The organism is Alistipes shahii WAL 8301 (genome assembly GCF_025145845.1).
GTDB lineage: Bacteria > Bacteroidota > Bacteroidia > Bacteroidales > Rikenellaceae > Alistipes > Alistipes shahii.
Genome location: NZ_CP102253.1, coordinates 1,632,239 through 1,650,297 on the forward strand (window position 1 = coordinate 1,632,239; position 18,059 = coordinate 1,650,297).

Annotated in this window: 16 protein-coding genes and 1 other RNA gene; 9 read left to right on the top strand and 8 right to left on the bottom strand. The window is 61.0% G+C overall.

Annotated elements, in window-relative coordinates:
- Positions 1–130: 130 nt before the first annotated feature.
- From NQ492_RS07165 to NQ492_RS07195, 7 genes are all read right to left on the bottom strand, one after another.
- On the bottom strand, positions 131–1,018 hold the full coding sequence (locus NQ492_RS07165; protein ID WP_015546968.1) for a LysR family transcriptional regulator: 888 nt from the start codon (positions 1,016–1,018) through the stop codon (positions 131–133).
- A 6-nt stretch (positions 1,019–1,024) separates the two neighbouring features.
- Positions 1,025–2,056: a DHH family phosphoesterase gene (locus NQ492_RS07170; RefSeq protein WP_015546967.1), complete on the bottom strand. Its 1,032-nt coding sequence runs from the start codon at positions 2,054–2,056 to the stop codon at positions 1,025–1,027.
- 64 nt (positions 2,057–2,120) lie between these two features.
- On the bottom strand, positions 2,121–2,897 hold the full coding sequence (locus NQ492_RS07175; protein ID WP_015546966.1) for a DUF4886 domain-containing protein: 777 nt from the start codon (positions 2,895–2,897) through the stop codon (positions 2,121–2,123).
- Positions 2,894–3,556 (bottom strand): endonuclease III, encoded by a 663-nt coding sequence (gene nth / locus NQ492_RS07180; protein WP_015546965.1) that lies wholly within the window; start codon positions 3,554–3,556, stop codon positions 2,894–2,896. Before nth ends, NQ492_RS07175 begins: the two co-directional genes overlap by 4 nt.
- Entirely contained in the window at positions 3,553–4,485 is a 933-nt protein-coding gene (locus NQ492_RS07185) for a glycosyltransferase (protein WP_015546964.1), read from the bottom strand. The genes nth and NQ492_RS07185 overlap by 4 nt, the downstream gene beginning before the upstream one ends.
- A gap of 5 nt (positions 4,486–4,490) precedes the next feature.
- Positions 4,491–7,031, bottom strand: a complete 2,541-nt coding sequence (locus NQ492_RS07190) for an ATP-dependent helicase (RefSeq protein WP_149886836.1) — start codon at positions 7,029–7,031, stop codon at positions 4,491–4,493.
- Positions 7,032–7,165: 134 nt separating this feature from the next.
- Positions 7,166–7,816, bottom strand: a complete 651-nt coding sequence (locus NQ492_RS07195) for a hypothetical protein (protein WP_157359467.1) — start codon at positions 7,814–7,816, stop codon at positions 7,166–7,168.
- A gap of 384 nt (positions 7,817–8,200) precedes the next feature.
- Here NQ492_RS07195 and NQ492_RS07200 point away from each other — a divergent pair, with 384 nt between their 5' ends.
- From NQ492_RS07200 to rnpB, 9 genes are all read left to right on the top strand, one after another.
- On the top strand, positions 8,201–9,199 hold the full coding sequence (locus NQ492_RS07200) for an AAA family ATPase (RefSeq protein ID WP_015546961.1): 999 nt from the start codon (positions 8,201–8,203) through the stop codon (positions 9,197–9,199).
- Positions 9,200–9,201: 2 nt separating this feature from the next.
- Positions 9,202–10,086: a DUF58 domain-containing protein gene (locus tag NQ492_RS07205; protein WP_015546960.1), complete on the top strand. Its 885-nt coding sequence runs from the start codon at positions 9,202–9,204 to the stop codon at positions 10,084–10,086.
- Positions 10,083–11,051 (top strand): hypothetical protein, encoded by a 969-nt coding sequence (locus NQ492_RS07210; protein WP_015546959.1) that lies wholly within the window; start codon positions 10,083–10,085, stop codon positions 11,049–11,051. Before NQ492_RS07205 ends, NQ492_RS07210 begins: the two co-directional genes overlap by 4 nt.
- 11 nt (positions 11,052–11,062) lie before the next feature.
- The gene (locus NQ492_RS07215) at positions 11,063–11,848 is read left to right on the top strand and encodes a tetratricopeptide repeat protein (protein WP_015546958.1); all 786 of its coding nucleotides are present in this window, start codon (positions 11,063–11,065) and stop codon (positions 11,846–11,848) included.
- A 36-nt stretch (positions 11,849–11,884) separates the two neighbouring features.
- On the top strand, positions 11,885–12,241 hold the full coding sequence (locus tag NQ492_RS07220; RefSeq protein WP_044054279.1) for a four helix bundle protein: 357 nt from the start codon (positions 11,885–11,887) through the stop codon (positions 12,239–12,241).
- 39 nt (positions 12,242–12,280) lie between these two features.
- A complete protein-coding gene (locus NQ492_RS07225; RefSeq protein ID WP_015546957.1) occupies positions 12,281–13,267 on the top strand; it encodes a vWA domain-containing protein in 987 nt (328 codons plus the stop codon).
- A 163-nt stretch (positions 13,268–13,430) separates the two neighbouring features.
- On the top strand, positions 13,431–14,456 hold the full coding sequence (locus NQ492_RS07230) for a VWA domain-containing protein (protein WP_015546956.1): 1,026 nt from the start codon (positions 13,431–13,433) through the stop codon (positions 14,454–14,456).
- A gap of 62 nt (positions 14,457–14,518) precedes the next feature.
- The gene (locus NQ492_RS07235; RefSeq protein WP_015546955.1) at positions 14,519–15,901 is read left to right on the top strand and encodes an aldehyde dehydrogenase family protein; all 1,383 of its coding nucleotides are present in this window, start codon (positions 14,519–14,521) and stop codon (positions 15,899–15,901) included.
- A gap of 108 nt (positions 15,902–16,009) precedes the next feature.
- Positions 16,010–16,386: RNase P RNA component class A (gene rnpB / locus NQ492_RS07240), an RNA gene on the top strand.
- A gap of 234 nt (positions 16,387–16,620) precedes the next feature.
- Here the strand turns inward: rnpB and NQ492_RS07245 are convergent.
- On the bottom strand, positions 16,621–17,883 hold the full coding sequence (locus NQ492_RS07245) for an anaerobic sulfatase-maturation protein (RefSeq protein WP_015546954.1): 1,263 nt from the start codon (positions 17,881–17,883) through the stop codon (positions 16,621–16,623).
- Between the last annotated feature and the right edge of the window lie 176 nt (positions 17,884–18,059).

An 18,059-nucleotide genomic window follows, 5' to 3' on the forward strand; every position in this document is an offset into this window, starting at 1 on the left:
TGACGACCGATAACTTTTGCTTCATTGCGACGGCAAAGGTCGCATCTTTTATCGGGATACGAAACAAGATTTGGTTATCCGGGATAACCTGAAGTTATGACGCAGGGATAAGGAAACCGGGGGCCGGCAATCAGAAATCCGCCCGGGCGAAGTCGATGAACCGCCGCGCCAGACGCGCAGGTTCGGCTTCGGCATGCACGAAAACGAAATCGCGGGAGAGCGTCAGCCCCTCGATGTCGACGATCCGCAGCGCGCCGCTGCGCAGTTCATCCACCACCGAAATCACCGATACGATGGCCATGGCGTCGCTGTTGCGGACGAAGGCCTTGATCCCCTCGGTCGACCCGAGGCGCATCGTCACATCGAACTGCGAGAGACGGATGCCTCTGGCCGCAAGGGCCGCGGCGATCACTTCGAGCGTCCCCGAGCCGCTTTCGCGCAACACCAGCGGGATGCGCGGCAGCTCCTCGGGCGTCACCGTCTCCCGGCGGGCGTATTTCCCGCCCGGACGGGCCACCAGCACCAGTTCGTCGGGCCTGAAAAGCGTGTAGTGCAGCCCCTGCCGGCGGCTGAGGCTCTCGACCAGCCCCAGATCCACGGCATGTTCGCCCAACGCCTGCTCGACCTCGGCGCTGTTGCCCGACGACATCGAGACCCGCACCCCGGGAAAGCGCGCCGTGAAGTGCGCCAGAATCGGCGGAAGGAGGTACTGCGCGATGGTCGTGCTGGCCCCGAGGCGGAGTTCGCCCCCGGTCTGGTCGGCGCAGAGGCTCATCTCGTATTCGAGGCGGCGGTAGTCGTCGAGAAGCCGCCCGGCCGCCTCCAGCATCGTACGCCCCGCATCGGTCAGCTCCAGATGGCTGCCGCGGCGGGTGAAAAGCTGCACCTTATAACGGGATTCCAGCTCGCCGACATGCTTGCTGACGGCGGGCTGCGAAATGTAGAGTTGTTCGGCGGCCCGGGTGAAACTCAACGTCCGGGCCGCGGCGATAAAGACCTTGAGGCGGAAATCGTCCATAAGGCGTCAGCCCAGATGCCCTTCGTCGGCGAACTCCCTGACCGAACGGACGTAGTGGTCGATGGTCTCCTGCATCGAGACGAACGACTTGCCCCCCGCGGCGTTCTTGTGGCCGCCGCCGCTGAAATACTTCCGGGCGAAGAGGTTGACGTCGACGTCGCCCCGCGAGCGCAGCGACACGCGGATGAATTTGCGGTGGGCGAGAAACATGGCCGACATCTTGACCTTTTTGATCGTGAGGGCGTAGTTGACGAATCCCTCGCTGTCGCCCTGCTGAAACTGAAAGCGGCGCATCTCGTTCTCCAGCAAGGACATGTAGGCCACCGTCCCGTCCTGGATCACCTCCATCTTGCGGTTGATGGCATAGCCGAACAGCCGCGCGCGGCCCTCGGTATAGGCGTTGTAGACGCTGTTGTGAATGTCGGGGATCGAGATGCCCTTCTCGACCAGCACGGCCACGGCGCGGAACAGCTCCGGGGTGAGGAACGAGAAGGCGAAATTGCCCGTGTCGGTCATCATGCCCACGTAGAGCGACTCGGCCATGCGGCGTGTGATAGCCCCGGCGCCGCACATCGCCTCGACGATGCTGTACACCAGAAAACACGTGCTCGACGAATCGGGGTGCGAGAACATCAGGTCGAAGCCCTCGTCGGGCGAGAGGTGATGGTCGATCAGCACGCGGCGGGCCGTGGTGTTGGCCTCGATGGTGTCGCTGAGGATTTCGAGCCGCGAAACGGCGTTGAAATCGAGGCAGAAAATCATGTCGGCCTCCGCGATGGCGCGCCGTGCGCGCCCTTCGGTGTCGGTCTTGAAGATCACCACCTCGTCGATCCCGGGCATCCAGTCGAGGAAATAGGGATATTTATTGGGCACGACGCAGGTCACCGCATGTCCCATCGTACGCAGGACCTCGGCCCATGCGAGCGACGATCCGACGGCGTCGCCGTCGGGGTTGGTGTGGGAGACGACGACGATGCGCTGCCCGGGTCGGGCGAGCATCTCCCGCAGACGTTCGATATGTTCTTTCGATAACTTCATTCGGGTTGGTCCGCATTGGTGGACCCGACAAAGATAGAAAAAAACAGGCGATAAACCAACCGGCCTACCGGATATTCAGCAGCACGAGGTTGTCGAGCACGGTTCGCTGGGCCGTACGCTGGAGATATTCGGCCTGCTCGGCCGGAAGCTCCGCGGTAAAGGCCGTCTGGTAGGGACGCTGGAGGATCGTCGTGAAAATGACGTTGGCAGCCAGATAGCTGCCCGGAACCGCGGGATGGTAGCAGTCGGGCCGGTAGAGGATGCAGTCGGGACGCTCGCTGCGCACCGCGCGCCACGCCATGCCCACCGGAGCGCACCATGCGCCGTTGTCGTAGGCCATTTCGAGGTAGCTGGTCTTCAGCCGCTCCTGCATCCCCTCGTATCCGTTCGAAAGCGGGTATTCGGCCACGGGCTTGCGGTTGCCGTACTTGTGCCCCCAGGTCATGTAGAAGATCACCCGGGCGTCGGGCGACGCGGCATGCACCAGACTGTCGAGCGTCCGGGCCGCGGGATAGACCTCGCGGGCCACCTGTCCGGTCGGCATCGCGGGAGCCGTGCTCTGCTCCTGCAGGACGACGTAATCCCAGCCGCCGTCGGCAATGGCCTGCAACAGCTTCTTGTTTTTCAGGTGTCCCGAGAAGCGTTCGCCGCCCTTGAGAAAGCGCGTGCAGGAGAGTTTTACCTTTTGGGTCGAGGCGATCTTCTGCACCATGCCGGGCAAATCGTTGCAATAGGAGAAACTGTTGCCGACCCACAGCACCCGCAGGGAATCCTGCGGCGTTTGGGCCATGCCGCCCAGAGGCAGCAGAATCAGCAAAAGGCGGAAAGCGAGTTTCATCATATCTTCAAGGTTTTAGGTTGGCGGTGATCGGAGGCGTATTTGCGGCACCAGGTCGCAATGCCGCATTCGTCGCATTTGGGGGCACGGGCCACGCAGACGTAACGCCCGTGGAGGATCAGCCAGTGGTGGGCCAGAGGCAGCAGATGGCCGGGAATGTTCTTTTCGAGGGTCAGCTCCGTCTGCAACGGGGTTTTCGAACGGGTTGTCAGCCCGATGCGCTCCGAGACGCGGAAAACGTGCGTGTCGACCGGCATCACCTCCTTCTGCCACAGCACAGCCCCCAGCACGTTGGCCGTCTTGCGGCCCACGCCGGGCAGACGCTGCATCTGCTCCAGGTCGCTCGGGACTTCGCCGCCGAACTCCTCGCAGAGCATCCGGGCCATTCCCGCGAGGTTTCTGGCCTTGTTGTTCGGGTAGGAGATGCTCCGGATGTAGGGATAAATCTCCTCGGCCGTGGCGCGGGCCATGTGGTACGGCGTGGGAAAGGCTTCGAACAGCGCCGGGGTGGTCATGTTGACCCGTTTGTCGGTGCACTGCGCCGAGAGGATCACCGCCACCAGCAGCTGATAAGGGTCCGAGTAGTGCAGTTCGCTTTCGGCCACGGGCATATGCTCCGAAAACCAGGCGATTACGCCGTCATAACGTTGTTTGGTCGTCATAAATGCTGTTTTTTACGTCGGAAAAGAATCTTTTTCACCAGCAGTCCCGGCCCTTCGGGACAGAGCGCGAGGCGCGGGCAGGCCGCAACGTCGCGCCGCCAGCGCGTCACGTATTCCCCGACCGGACCTTCCCACGAAAGGACCCACAAAGCCACCGAACTGCGCCGCCGGAGAATGCGGAAGCGGTTGCGGCCCGCACCGTAGCGGGCGTCGAACCAGAGGCTTATGTCCATCAGCGAATCGCAGAAGGCGATCCGTTTCCGGTAGGCCGTGCTGTGGCTCACGCTGTCGGGCAGGCGCCGGTGGACGGCCGTGATGTCGGGCAGATAGCTGATGCGGCTGCGCACCGAGAACCAGAGCCACATCGGGGCGTCGTCGGTCTTCCACTCGGGATGCTCCGCGGGACGAACCTCGTCGTAATACCGTGCGATCAACTCCCGGCGGGCCAGCGTCGCGCAGTTGGCGATGGTCAGGCTGCACAGCAGACGCCCGAAATCGGTGTAATGGTCCGGGTGGTCGGGTTCCGTGCGGTCCGAGGCCTGCCAGTAGTTCGAGGCGCGCGTATAGCACATGCCGCACCCGGGGTCCGACTCCATCAGGTCGGCCTGCATCTGCAATTTCCGGAGATCGCACCACCAGTCGTCGCCGTCGAGGTAGGCCACGTATTTCCCGCGGCACGCCTCGAACGTCCGCCGGTAGTTGGCCCGCCAGCCGACATTCTCCGGCGAGGTCACCAGCCGGATGCGGTCCGGGTATTTCGCCGCATATTCGCGGCAGATCGCCGCCGTGCGGTCCGTGCTGCAATCCTCCCCCACGACCAGTTCGACTCCGAACGAGGTCTGCTGCGCCAGCACGCTTTCGATGGCCTCGGCGATATAGGGTTCGTGGTTGTAGGTGGTCATGCAGACCGATACGAGCGGCGTCTCCATCGCGATCAGAGTTTGGTCAGTTTCGCAAATTTGGCCAGCAGGGTCTTTTCGCCCGCATTGTCGAAAGCCACCACGAGTTTGTGGTCCGTGGACAGCGTCTCGATGCGCTGCACGATGCCCACGCCGAATTTCGGGTGCTCGACGCGCTGTCCCACGACGTATTCGCCGCTCACCGCCGCCGCACTTCCGGAGGAAAGGCCGCCGTCCATCGCCTGCCGCACGCCGACACGGCGCATGCCGTCGGTCGAAGGCCGGGGCGTCTGCACCAGCGCCGGATCGGGAGCCGCCGCCGGACGCCGGGACTCCGCAGCCCGCGCGAAACGACGCGCGGGACCCGACTCGCCGTCGGCCGCACGGCCGAAACCTCCGCCGGAACCGCTGCGGCTTCCGTAACCGCCCGAACCGCCGTTTCCGCCGCCTCCGAAACGTCCGCCCCCCTGCTGTTTCTGCTGGAAGCGGTAGTCGAAGCGGCGGCGCAGTTCGTCGATGGCCGCGGGTCCGTCGTCGCCGGGCCGACGCTGCGGACGCGTCTCCGCGAAATCGGCGTCCGACTCGATGTACCGGGGGTCGATCTCGCGCAGGAAACAGCTCGGACGCGTAAACTTCGACTCTCCCCACTGGAAACGCATTTCGGCGTAGGAGATCGTCGCCGAAACCTTGGCGCGGGTCAGGGCCACGTAGAACAGGCGCCGCTCCTCCTCGATGCCGTCGGGCGACTCGACGGCCCGCTGCGAAGGGAAGAGGTTTTCTTCCAGACCCACGATATACACATACTTATATTCAAGCCCCTTGGCCGAATGGACCGTCATCAGCGTCACCTTGTTCTTGCTGTCGGGGTCGTCCTGATCCATGTCGGTCATCAGCATCATGTTCTGCAACCACTCCTCGATGGTGGCCTCCTCCTCTTCGGGACGCTCGCCGCCCCGGATTTCGGCGTCGACCCGCTCCTTGAACTCCTGCATCGAGTTCAGCAGCTCCTCGATGTTGTCCAGCGCCGAAGCGGCCTCGGGGGTGTTCTCCGTGCGGTAGGCAGCGATGATGCCCGACCGCGAGGCGATCTCTAGTCCGAAATCGTACAGCCCCTTGTCGTTGCGCGCCAGCGACAGCGCGCGGATCATCGCCACGAAATCCGCCACCTTGCGGGCGATGGTGCGCTGCACGGGGTCCGTGACGGGTTCGGCGACCAGCGCGTCGACCGCCTCCCACATCGAGACGCCCCGCTCGGCGGCCAATGCCGCGATACGCTGCACGGTCGTGTCGCCGATGCCGCGGGCCGGATAGTTGACGATGCGCTTGAAGGCCTCGTCGTCGCGGGGATTGATCACCAGCCGGATATAGGCCATCATGTCGCGGATCTCCTTGTGGTCGTAGAACGACGAACCCTTGTAGATGCGGTAGGGAATGCCCCGGCGGCGGAGGTTGTCCTCCAGCACGGCCGACTGGTTGTTGGTGCGGTAGAGAATCACAGCCTCCGACCACTCGTCGCCCGCCGCGCGGACCTTGTCGCGCAGGTCCGTAACGACCATTTCGGCCTCCTCGCGGTCGGTGTATGCCTTCAGGATGCGGATTTTGTCGCCCACGTCGCCCTCCGAGAAACAATGCTTCTCCATGCGCTTCGAGTTGCGGACGATCACCGAGTTGGCCGCATCGACGATCGTCTGCGTCGAACGGTAGTTCTGCTCCAGCTTGAAGACCATCGCCGAGGGATAATCCTTCTTGAACGAGAGGATGTTCTCGATCTTGGCCCCGCGGAACGAATAGATCGACTGCGCGTCGTCGCCCACGACGCAGACCTTCGAATGGGTCTGCGACAGCCGGCGGATGATCGTATACTGCGCATAGTTGGTGTCCTGATACTCGTCGACCAGAATGTATTGGAACTGCTCCTGATAGCGGGCCAGCACGTCGGGACAATCCCTCAACAGGATGTTGGTCTGCAAAAGCAGATCATCGAAGTCCATCGCGCCGTTGCGCTTGCAACGCTGGCAGTAGATGTTGTAGATGTTGCCGAATTCGGGGATCTGGGCCTGCCGGTCCTCGGCCGCGCAGGTCGAATTGGCCAGATAGGCGCCCGGCGTGACGAGGCAGTTCTTGGCATAGGAGATACGCGAAGAGAGCACGTTGGGCTTGTACTTCTCGTCGGGAAGGTTCAGTTCCCGCACGATGGTCTTCAGCAGGTTCTTGCAGTCGCTGGGTTCGTAGATGGTGAACGAATCGGTGAACCCGATCTTTTCGGCGTTCTCGCGCAGGATGCGCGAAAAGACCGAGTGGAACGTACCCATGCGGATATAGCGGCTGCGGTTGTCGGGCAGCATCTGCGCGATGCGTTCGCGCATCGACTCGGCGGCCTTGTTCGTAAAGGTCAGGGCCAGAATGTTCCAGGGCTTAATGCCCTGCTCGATCATGTATGCGATGCGCGAGGTCAGCACGCGGGTCTTGCCCGACCCCGCGCCCGCGATGATGAGCGACGGCGAGTCGTAATTGACCACGGCATCCCGCTGGGCGGGGTTCAGACCTTGTAATATCGGCGATTCTTTGGATTCCATGACCGCAAAGTTAATACTTTTTTGCACGCCCTTCGGACAAAGTTCCGCCGATTTCGGAAAATTTTACCGCCGCGCCGCAAAATAGCGGACATGAAAACCCACACTGAAATCAGTCCCCGACAGCAACGACACGCTTATTGAAAGTCCACGTCGCAACTCGCCTCGAACACCTTTCCGTCATCGGCTGTCAGGCGCACGAAAAGCGTATGCTTTCCGGGCTGCGCCGGCCGGGTGACAAACCGAAAATAAAAACCCCCTCTGGGCAAAAGCGTCATATCATCCGGCGTAAGCTCCGAAATCAATTTATCGACAGGATAATATTCACCGTTCAGTTGTTCATGGTATTTTTGCGTATAGCCGCTCTGAATATAGGGCCAGGGCGTATTGCTGGAAAAGCGGGCCAGATCGTTGAGCGACGTCCCCGCAGGATGTTCGGCATCCCAGTCGGCGGAACTCCACACCTCCAGATTGACGAAATCCCGGAAACACCGCGGGTTGAGTCCCTGATCATAAAAATAAACCCGAACCCGACGATTATAAGATACATCGTTGTGTTTTTCGCACAATTGATTATAGAAATCCTTCTTTTTACCGCTCATAGCTATATCCCATTCGCCCTCGCCAACAAAATCGACAGAATACCCCAATCCGAAATCTGTCATAGCAACGGATATTCCCCTCATATTCCCATATGAAAGTACAAATGAACGGGTGTAATAATCCTCATATGATTTGACGCAACCGACAGCCGACAAAACACACAGTAGAAGAACAAGTTTTTTCATAATCGCTACGGTTTATTATAAGTAACGATCCGGAACCACCAGGTGTAATTCTTCGCGTTCGCACCCCGCGTCTGCGAAACGGCAGCGTTATCGTCTGCCAAATAACACCCTTTCACTGCATCGAAAGCTTTGCCGGCAAAGTATCCGTCGTACTTTCCATCCCAACCCCAGTTGCAATGCAAAAGGAGAGATTTATCGACCCTCCTGCTTATGAGATTACTCATAGAAAATCGGGATTAAGGGTTAACAGATAACAAGATAGAAAAAAACCGATGAAACCGGACTGTTTTACCGGTTTTATTTTATTAAATTTGCAATAATTTCGATGAAAAAACGTTGGAAAAACAAAATTGAAAAAACAAACAGAATAACACGACAAATACAATGAGCGAAGTCATCAACATCAAAGAACTCAACGAGCGCATCGAACGCGAATCCGTTTTCGTCGATACGCTCCGCAACGAAATGGGAAAGGTCATCGTGGGCCAGAGCCACCTGGTGGACACCCTGCTGATCGGCCTGCTGTCCAACGGACACATCCTTCTGGAAGGCGTCCCGGGACTGGCCAAGACGCTGGCCATCACCACGCTCGCCAAGGCTGTCGACGCCTGTTTCTCGCGCATACAGTTCACCCCCGACCTGCTGCCCGCCGACCTGATCGGCACGCTGATCTACTCGCAGAAGAACGAGGATTTCGTCGTACGCAAGGGTCCGATCTTCGCCAACTTCGTACTGGCGGACGAGATCAACCGCTCCCCGGCCAAAGTGCAGTCGGCGCTGCTGGAAGCCATGCAGGAGCGTCAGGTGACCATCGGCGACAACACCTATCCCCTGCCGCAGCCGTTCCTCGTGCTGGCCACGCAGAACCCCCTGGAGCAGGAGGGAACCTACCCGCTGCCCGAGGCGCAGGTCGACCGTTTCATGCTCAAGGCCAAGATCTCCTACCCCAAGAAGCAGGAGGAGCGCGACATCGTGCGCATGAACCTCTCGGGCGCCGGCATGCCCGAGGTGGGCAAGGTCATCACCCCCGAGGACATCGTCAAGGCCCGCAAGGTGGTCGAGGACGTCTACATGGACGAAAAGATCGAGAAATACATCATCGACATCATCTTCGCCACGCGCGAGCCGGCGGAGTACAACCTCCAGAAGTTGCAGAACCTGATCGCCTACGGCGGTTCGCCCCGTGCGTCGATCTCGCTGGCCAAGGCCGCCCGGGCTTACGCCTTCATCCGCCGCCGCGGCTATGTCATCCCCGAGGACGTGCGCGCCGTCTGCCACGACGTGCTGCGCCACCGCATCGGCCTGACCTACGAGGCCGAGGCCGAGAACATCACCACCGAGGAGATCATCACCGACATTCTCAACAACGTAATCGTACCCTAACGATGCAGGAAACCGAGAACGATATTCTCAAACGCGTCCGCAAGATCGAGATCAAGACCCGCGGTCTTTCCAACGAGATCTTCGCCGGAAAGTACCATACGGCTTTCCGCGGGCGGGGCATGTCGTTTTCCGAAGTGCGGGAGTACCGTGCGGGCGACGACGTGCGGGACATCGACTGGAACGTCACGGCCCGCTCGCGCAAACCCCACATCAAGGTCTACGAGGAGGAACGCGAACTGACGATGATGCTGCTGGTCGACGTGTCGGCCTCGCGCATGTTCGGTTCGACCGACCGGCTGAAAAAGAACATCATCACCGAAATCGCCGCCGTGCTGGCCTTCTCCGCCGCGCAGAACAACGACAAGGTGGGCTGCATCTTCTTTTCGGACCGGATCGAAAAGTTCATCCCCCCGAAGAAGGGCCGCAGCCATATTCTGATGATCATCCGCGAACTGATCGGCTTCCGCCCCGAATCCGCGGGCACGAAACTCTCGGAGCCGGTGCGTTTCCTGACGAATGTCAACAAGAAGCGCTGCACGACCTTCATCCTCTCGGACTTCATGGACTCGACCGGCGACAAGTCGGCGCTGGACGACGCGCTGAAGATCGCCGGGAGCAAGCACGACCTGGTGGGCATCCGCGTCTACGATCCCCGCGAGACGGAGCTTCCCGACGTGGGCATCGTCGAGCTGAAGGACGCCGAGAGCGGCCGCAAGGTCTGGGTCGACACCTCGTCGCGGGCCGTGCGCGACCACTATGCCGCCTCGTGGCAGCGGCGCAGCGGCGAAATAGAGGCGACGCTCAAGCACAACCGCATCGACACGGCGATGATCTCGACCGACGGCGACTATGTGGCCGAATTGATAAAACTGTTCAAACAGCGATGAAACGACTCTTTGCAATAGCGCTTCTTTTCGCGGGACTCGCGGCCCGGGCGCAGGAGACGCCCACGGTCACGGCGCGCGTAGAACCCGACAGCATTATGATCGGCGACCGCTTCGATTACGTCATCGACGTGGAGAAGGATCTGGTGCAGGTCGTGGAATTCCCCGTATTCGACCCCCGCGACGGCAAGATCGAGCTGGTCGAGAACTGCCCGGTCGACACGCTCGAACGCGACGGCCGGCGGCTCAAACTGCGCAAGCGCTACCGGCTGGCCGCATTCGACGAGGGCAAATACAACCTCGGCGCGGCGCAGGTGCTCTACGCCGACAAGAACATCCTCGACACGCTCCGGAGCACCGATTCGGTCTATCTGGAGGTTGCGACGTTCCAGATCGACTCCACGTCGCAGTCGATCTACGACCTGAAAGCCCAGAAAAACCTGCCGTTCCGCTTCCGCGAGGTGAGCGGCTACGTCAAGTGGGGCGTTTTCTTCCTCCTGATGCTGCTCGCGGCGGGCTATGCGCTCAAGCGTTACCTCGCCAGCCGCGGCAAGGGTTTCGGCGACCTGTTCAAACCCGCTCCGCCGCTCCCGCCGCACGTGGCGGCCATCCAGGCCCTCGAAGCGCTCCACAACCAGAAACTGTGGCAGAACAACAGGCATAAGCAGTACTATTCGGGCCTTACGGACATCCTGCGCACCTATATCGCCGCCCGCTGGGGCTTCGGCGCCATGGAGATGACCTCCGACGAGATCATCGAGACGATGCGCCCGGAGGAGCTGCCCGACAAGGCGCGGATGGACCTGACGGCGATCCTGCGCGACGCCGACCTGGTGAAGTTCGCCAAGGCGACGCCCGAGGCCGAGCAGAACGAGGCCGACTACCTCAAGGCGTACTACTTCGTCGAGGAGACGAAACCCGTCGAGGAGGAGGCTCCCGCCGAGGAAGAGTCCCCGAAGCAAAACTAAACGCGACAACGATGTACAAGTCACTCTATATCATTCTGTTTCTCTTTGCCGCCTCCGGGGTGCAGGCCCAACAGCTGCCCGAACGCTCGCTGGTGCGCAAAGGCAACCGGCAGTACAACAAGGGCAACTACGAGCAGTCGGCCGGCCGTTACGAGCAGGCCCTGCAAGCGGCTCCGGGACAGTTCGAAGCGATCTACAACCTCGGAAACGCCCTCTACAAGGCCGAACGGTTCGACCGTGCCGAGCAGACCATGCAGCAGGCCGCGGCGGACTCGCTGCGCGCGGACACGGAGCGCGCCGAAGCGTTCTACAACCTCGGCAACGCGCAGTTCAAGCAACAGAAGTATCAGGAGGCGCTCGAAAGCTACAAGCAGTCGCTGCGCCTGAACCCCTCGGACATGGAGGCCAAGTACAACTACGCCTACACCAAGCGGCTGCTCGACGAGAACAAGGACGGCGGCGGTGGCGGCGGAGATCAGAACAAGGACCAGAACCAAGACCAGAACAAGGATCAGAACCAGAACGATCAGAGTCAGCAGAACCCCGATCAGAAAGGCGATCAGAAGGACCAAAAGGGCGACCCCAAGGACCAGCAGGGCGATCAGAAACAGAACCCGCAGGAGGGCAAGGGCGACAAGGAGGACCAGGGCGACCAGCAGGGGCAGCCGACGCCTTCGGGCATCTCGCCGCAGGAACAGCAGCAGATGCTCGACGCCATCCAGGCCCAGGAGGACAAGACCCAGGAGAAACTCAAGGAGAAACAGGGCGTGGTCGTCCGCGGAAAGAAAAACTGGTAGTTTTTTAATTAAAAACGAAAAATTAAGAATTAAAAATTGAAGGCCGATAACACCATAAAGGACAAGAGCCTCGATTTTGCAATCCGGATTGTCCGGCTGTATAAGCATATTTCCGAAACGAATAACGAGTACATACTTTCGAAACAGCTGCTTAAAAGCGGAACGAGTATCGGAGCAAACGTCCGGGAAGCAATCGGAGGACAATCGAAAGAGAATTTCATCGCAAAAATGCACATTGCATTAAAGGAAGCGTATGAAACCGAATATTGGTTGGAATTGTTATACAGCACGGACTACCTGGCGGAGAACGAATTTAAAAGTATTTTTACCGATTGCCGGGAATTGACGAATATTCTTGCAAGTATCCTGAAAACAATGAAAGAGACAAAATAATTTTTAATTTTTCATTCTTAATTTTTAATTGTGTAAGCTATGCATTTTGCTTCACCATATTATCTCTGGCTGCTGACGCTGCTCGTGCCGATGATCGGCTATTACGTTTGGCGGACGTTGCAGGGCGGAGCCTCGATCCAGATTTCGAGCGTCGCCGGCGTCGTGCGCGCACCCCGGACCGTGCGCTACTACCTGCGCCACCTGCCTTTCGCGCTGCGTGCGGCGGCCTTCGCGCTGCTCGTCGTGGCGCTGGCGCGCCCGCAGGACGTCGAACAGAACGTCCGCACCAACACCGAGGGCATCGACATCATGCTGGCCATCGACGTCTCCGGTTCGATGCTGGCCCGCGACTTCAAGCCCGACCGCATCACGGCCGCCAAGGAGGTGGCCGGATCGTTCATCGCCGACCGCTACGGCGACCGCATCGGACTGGTGGCCTTCGCCGGCGAAGCCTTCACGCAAAGCCCGCTGACCACCGACCAGAGCACGCTGCAAACCCTTCTGGCCCGCATCCGCAGCGGACTGATCGAGGACGGCACGGCCATCGGCAACGGATTGGCCACGGCGATCAACCGCCTGCGCGAGAGCGATGCCAAGTCGAAAGTCATCATCCTGCTGACCGACGGCGTGAACAACCAGGGCCAGATCGCGCCGATGACCGCCGCCGAGATTGCCAAGGCGCAGGGCATCCGCGTCTACACGATCGGCGTGGGCACGGAGGGCATGGCCCCCTATCCGGCCATCGACATGTTCGGCAACCTGACGTTCGTCAACCAGAAGGTCGAGATCGACGAAAAGGTACTGAAGGCGATCTCCGACATGACCGGCGGCCGCTACTTCCGGGCCACGGACAAGGAGAAGCTGAAGGCCGTCTACGACGAGATCAACCAGCTCGAAAAGAGCAAGATCGAGGTGATGGAGCACATCTCCTACCACGAACTGTTCCTCACATGGGCGCTGGCCGCGCTGGGACTGCTGTTCACCGAGTTCCTGCTTTCGAACCTCGTACTGAAGCGAATACCCTGACGGAACGGCGATTCCGGTCCCCGGGCAAAGTCCTCCCTTTGCCAAGGGGAGGATTCAGGAGGAAATGTCGATATTCAACGGGCACTGCAAGTGCCCTAATGCAGACCCGGCGGGTTGAATATGGGCAAAAAACAGGATACAATCCGCAGGGTCCGCATTAATTATGTTCCGTTTCGCAAATCCGCAATATCTCTGGCTGCTGCTGGCCGTCCCGGCGCTCGTCGCGCTCTACTGGCTGGCGGCCCGCAACCGCCGCAGACGGCTCGCACGCTTCGGCCGCCCCGGCATTCTGGAGGAGCTGATGCCCGAAGTATCGACCGGGCGCACGGCTCTCCGGTTCATCCTTTTCTGCGCCGCCGTCGCGCTGGTCATACTGGCTGCGGCGCGCCCGCAGTTCGGTTCGAAGCTCCGCGAGGAGAAAGCCCAGGGCATCGAAATGATGCTCACGGTCGACGTTTCGAACTCGATGCTGGCCGAAGATTTCGAACCCAACCGTCTCGAACGGACCAAATACGCCATCGGCAAACTCTTCGAGGGGTTGCAGCAGGACCGCGTGGGACTGGTCGTCTTCGCGGGCGAACCCAAGGTCCAGCTGCCGATCACCTCGGACTACCGCATGGCCCGGGCCTTCGCACGGCGGATCGACCCGTCGCTGGTATCGGTGCAGGGCACGGCCATCGGCAAGGCGCTGGAACAGGCCCTGCTGGCCTTCTCGGGCGACACGGAGCAGAGCCACGGCCGCGTCATCATCCTCATCACCGACGGCGAGAACCACGACGACGACGCCATCGCCGTCGCCGAACGCGCCGCACAGATGGGCGTGAAGATCTTCACCATCGGCATCGGCACGCCCGAAGGCGCCCCGATTCAGATCGGCGGCGAATTCATCAAGGACGAGGCGGGCGAAATGGTCGTCTCAAAGCTCAACGAGGAGATGCTGGCCCGAATCGCCGACATCACGGGCGGCGCCTACGTCCGCTCGTCGAAGCAGTCGATCGGTCTCGACGAGATCGTCAAGGCGATCAACGAGATGGAGCAGACCGAACTTTCGACGGTCCGCTTCGAGGAGTTCAACGAGCAGTACCAATACCTGCTCATCGCGGCGCTGGTCCTGCTGCTGTTGGAATTCGTCGTACTCGACCGCCGCAACCCGCTGCTGGCGCACCTGAACATCTTCCGCGAGAAATAGCCGCGCCGCGGAGTGTGGCAGCGGCTTTGCAAGGTTCCGTCACAACCCCAGAATAACGGCCCATGTCCCTCGAAAACACCCCTGCCGCACGCATTTCGGCCCTCGCGGCGGCCCAGAAAACCTACTTCCGCTCGGGAGCGACGCTCTCCGAGGCGTTCCGCCGCACGATGCTCCGGCGTCTGGACGCGGCGCTCGCGAACTGGGAGAAACGCCTCTGCGACGCCCTGTGGACGGACCTGCACAAATCCCCCGAGGAGGCGTTCCTCACCGAAATCAGCATCGTCCGGGGCGAAATCCGCAGCCACCTGCGCCACCTCGGCAGATGGATGCGCCCCGCGCCGCGCCCCACGCCGCTCAAACTCCTGCCCGCGAAAAGCCGGATCGTCTCCCAGCCGCTCGGGCAGGCGCTGATCGTCGCGCCGTGGAACTACCCCGTGCAGCTGCTGCTCAACCCGCTGGTCGGAGCCATCTCGGCGGGCTGCACCGCCCTGCTCAAACCCTCTCCCTACACCCCGAACGTCGCCGAGGCGCTCGAGGGGATGATCGCCGAGATCTTCGACGAGGAGTACGTCGCCGTCGTGCAGGGCGACCGGGAGGTGAACACGCAGCTGTTCGACATGCGCTGGGACCTGATTTTCTTCACGGGAAGCCCCGCGCTGGGACGGATCGTGATGACCGCCGCGGCCCGCAACCTCACGCCCGTCGTGCTGGAACTGGGCGGCAAAAGCCCCTCGATCGTGGACCGAGGCGCCGACATCGAGGTCGCGGCGCGCCGCATCGCCTGGGGCAAGACCCTCAACGCCGGGCAGACCTGCATCGCACCCGACTACCTGCTGATCCACCGATCGCTGCAAGACGAGTTCTCCCGAGCCTTCGCCCGCGCCCTGCATCGGCTTCACGGCGACGACGCGCAGCAAAGCCCCCACTACGGTCGGCTGGTCAACGACCGGGCTTTCGGGCGCGTAACGAGTTATCTCGCGCAGGGGAAAATCCTTGTCGGGGGCCGCACCGACCCCTCCGACCGCTATATCGAGCCGACGCTGCTCGCGGAGGTCGACCCCGGCGCGCCCGTGATGCAGGAGGAGATCTTCGGTCCGGTCCTGCCGATGCTCCCCTTCGACGACATCGGCGAAGCCGTGGCGCTGATCAACGACCGCGAAAAACCGCTGGCGCTTTACTACTTCGGACCCGAAAAGACGGGCCGCGAAGTCCTGCTGCATACCTCCTCGGGCGGCGCGTGCATCAACGACACGATCATGCAGATCGCCAACGACCGCCTGCCGTTCGGCGGCGTGGGCAACTCGGGCATGGGCCGCTACCACGGCCACGACAGCTTCGACGCCTTCTCCCTCCGCCGCGGCGTGGTCGAGTCTCCGGCGCGGCCCGACCTGCCGCTGCGCTACCCGCCCTACAAGGGGTTCCGGTGGGTGAAGAAGATACTATAAGGAATTAAAAATGAAGAATTAAGAATTAAAAATTAGAGAGAGATCAGCGGTTACTGCATTTTTAATTCTTAATTTTTAATTCTTAATTTTTAATTCCCTACCTTTGTCCCGCAGGTCCGCTCTGTCGCTGCCGGCCGCAAGCCGGGAGAGGAAAGTCCGGGCAACGCAGAGCGCCACGCAGGCTAATGACCTGACAGCCGTGAGGTTGTGGCAGCGTAACAGAAAACGACCGCCCGCAGGGGATTTTCGGAATTCCGGCGGGTAAGGGTGAAAAGGCGGGGTAAGAGCCCACCGCGGGGGCAGCAATGTCGCCCGGCAGTACGTCCCGTGGGTTGCAAGACCGTGTATACCGGCAATCAAGGGTTGCTCGCCCGATGCCGGGGGGTAGGTTGCTTGAGGCGGCAGGAGACTGCCGTCCTAGATAAATGACAGGGGCCCGGGGTTCGCCCCGGGAACAGAACCCGGCTTACAGGACCTGCACGTACGGAGGTGTCGCAGCAATGCGGCGCCTCCTCTGTTTTCAGGCCCATTCCGCCGCAGAAGTCCCGGCCGGCCCCGCGGCCCGCACGGCGCACGAAACGCTCCCGGCGGCCCAAACCTACGCCGAAAGGGTCGCCGACGCGCGTTCGGTCGCGGGATGGCTCACCCCCCCCGCATCGGCCGTGCCGCTCGTGCGGGCGCTCCTGAAACGCAAAAAACGGGAAAAACCGGGTAAGACGCTACTCCAGCCCCATGCGCTTGCGGGCGAAGGGCATGACCCACGCCGGGGACTGCTCGCGCGCCAGCATGTCGCGCATGTACTCCATGTAGGGTTCCGAATGGCGGAACCAATGCTGCAATCCCTCGCAGAGCGAGTTCTTGCGGCAGCCGTCGGAACCGGTCTCGAAGCGGTGCTTCGGACATTCGCCCCGGCAGGCGAAATAGTATTTGCACCGCAGGCATTCGGCGGGCAGCGCATTGCGCTTGGCAAGGCCGAAATCCACCCGTTTGCGCGAACGGTAGATCTCCGACAACGGCGTTTCGCGGATGTTGCCCAACTTGTATTCGGGATAGACGAAGTGGTCGCACGAATAGACGTCGCCGTTGTGCTCGACGACCAGCGCGTCGCCGCACGTCTCGCCCATCGAGCAGACGCCCGGGGGCACGCCGCACCACTGGGCCAGCGTCGCGTCGAACATCTGCACGAACGTACGCCCCACATCGCTCACCACCCACACGTCGAACACGTCGCACAGGAACTCCCCGTAACCCTTGGCCGTCACCGACCATTCGGCCAGCCGCGCCCCCTCGCGGTCGGGCGAGACGATCAGCGGGCGGTGGAACCCGGGCTTGTCGACGACATGCTCCACGGCAGGCAGGAACTGCATGTACCGGCTGTGCACCGTGTCGCGGAAGAAGCGGTAGATCTCCCCGCCACGCCCCTCGCACAGACGGTTCACCACGCTCAGCGTATTGTACTCCACGCCGCTGCGCTGGAACATTTCGATCGTCCGCATCACCCGCTCGAAAGTGGGCCGGCCGCCCTTCGTCAGGCGGAACGCGTCGTGAATGTCCTGCGGCCCGTCGAGCGAAATCCCCACCAGAAAATTGTTCCCGGCAAAGAGGTCGCACCACGCCTCGTCGACCAGCGTGCCGTTGGTCTGGAGGATGTTCTCGATCTTCTTGCCATCGGCGTATTTTTGCTGGAAGTCCATCGCCTTCCGGTAGAAATCCACCCCCAGCAGCAGCGGCTCGCCGCCGTGCCAGCAGAACTGCACCGTCGGAACCTCGTTGGCCTCGATATATTGTTTCACGTAAAGTTCCAGCAGCTCGTCGCTCATCACGGCCTGCCGGCCGCCGTACTGCACGGCCTTGTCCAGGTAGTAGCAATAGTGGCAGTCGAGGTTGCACACCGAACCGGCCGGCTTGAGCATCGTCGAAAAGGCGACCGGACCCGCCTGTTTCTCCGCATCGCGGAAGGTGAAAATATCCTTGTTCTTCATGTTAAGGTTCCCAGATTTACGAGTGAAACGGACCGGGATCCGCAATTATTTTGACAAATATACGCAAACGACAAGGCAATCGGGACCATTTTATGGCCAAAATTTGTCGGACGGCGTCCCAATATGGCACAAATATCCCCTAAAAAGAGGGACCGAAAGATCAAAACCGCTATCTT

Excerpts from the sequence above, each read along its gene's own strand:
- NQ492_RS07165 (WP_015546968.1), bottom strand. The coding sequence starts at position 1,018 with ATGGACGATTTCCGCCTCAAGGTCTTTATCGCCGCGGCCCGGACGTTG.
- NQ492_RS07170 (WP_015546967.1), bottom strand. The coding sequence starts at position 2,056 with ATGAAGTTATCGAAAGAACATATCGAACGTCTGCGGGAGATGCTCGCC.
- NQ492_RS07175 (WP_015546966.1), bottom strand. The coding sequence starts at position 2,897 with ATGATGAAACTCGCTTTCCGCCTTTTGCTGATTCTGCTGCCTCTGGGC.
- nth (WP_015546965.1), bottom strand. The coding sequence starts at position 3,556 with ATGACGACCAAACAACGTTATGACGGCGTAATCGCCTGGTTTTCGGAG.
- NQ492_RS07185 (WP_015546964.1), bottom strand. The coding sequence starts at position 4,485 with ATGGAGACGCCGCTCGTATCGGTCTGCATGACCACCTACAACCACGAA.
- NQ492_RS07190 (WP_149886836.1), bottom strand. The coding sequence starts at position 7,031 with ATGGAATCCAAAGAATCGCCGATATTACAAGGTCTGAACCCCGCCCAG.
- NQ492_RS07195 (WP_157359467.1), bottom strand. The coding sequence starts at position 7,816 with ATGAAAAAACTTGTTCTTCTACTGTGTGTTTTGTCGGCTGTCGGTTGC.
- NQ492_RS07200 (WP_015546961.1), top strand. The coding sequence starts at position 8,201 with ATGAGCGAAGTCATCAACATCAAAGAACTCAACGAGCGCATCGAACGC.
- NQ492_RS07205 (WP_015546960.1), top strand. The coding sequence starts at position 9,202 with ATGCAGGAAACCGAGAACGATATTCTCAAACGCGTCCGCAAGATCGAG.
- NQ492_RS07210 (WP_015546959.1), top strand. The coding sequence starts at position 10,083 with ATGAAACGACTCTTTGCAATAGCGCTTCTTTTCGCGGGACTCGCGGCC.
- NQ492_RS07215 (WP_015546958.1), top strand. The coding sequence starts at position 11,063 with ATGTACAAGTCACTCTATATCATTCTGTTTCTCTTTGCCGCCTCCGGG.
- NQ492_RS07225 (WP_015546957.1), top strand. The coding sequence starts at position 12,281 with ATGCATTTTGCTTCACCATATTATCTCTGGCTGCTGACGCTGCTCGTG.
- NQ492_RS07230 (WP_015546956.1), top strand. The coding sequence starts at position 13,431 with ATGTTCCGTTTCGCAAATCCGCAATATCTCTGGCTGCTGCTGGCCGTC.
- NQ492_RS07235 (WP_015546955.1), top strand. The coding sequence starts at position 14,519 with ATGTCCCTCGAAAACACCCCTGCCGCACGCATTTCGGCCCTCGCGGCG.
- NQ492_RS07245 (WP_015546954.1), bottom strand. The coding sequence starts at position 17,883 with ATGAAGAACAAGGATATTTTCACCTTCCGCGATGCGGAGAAACAGGCG.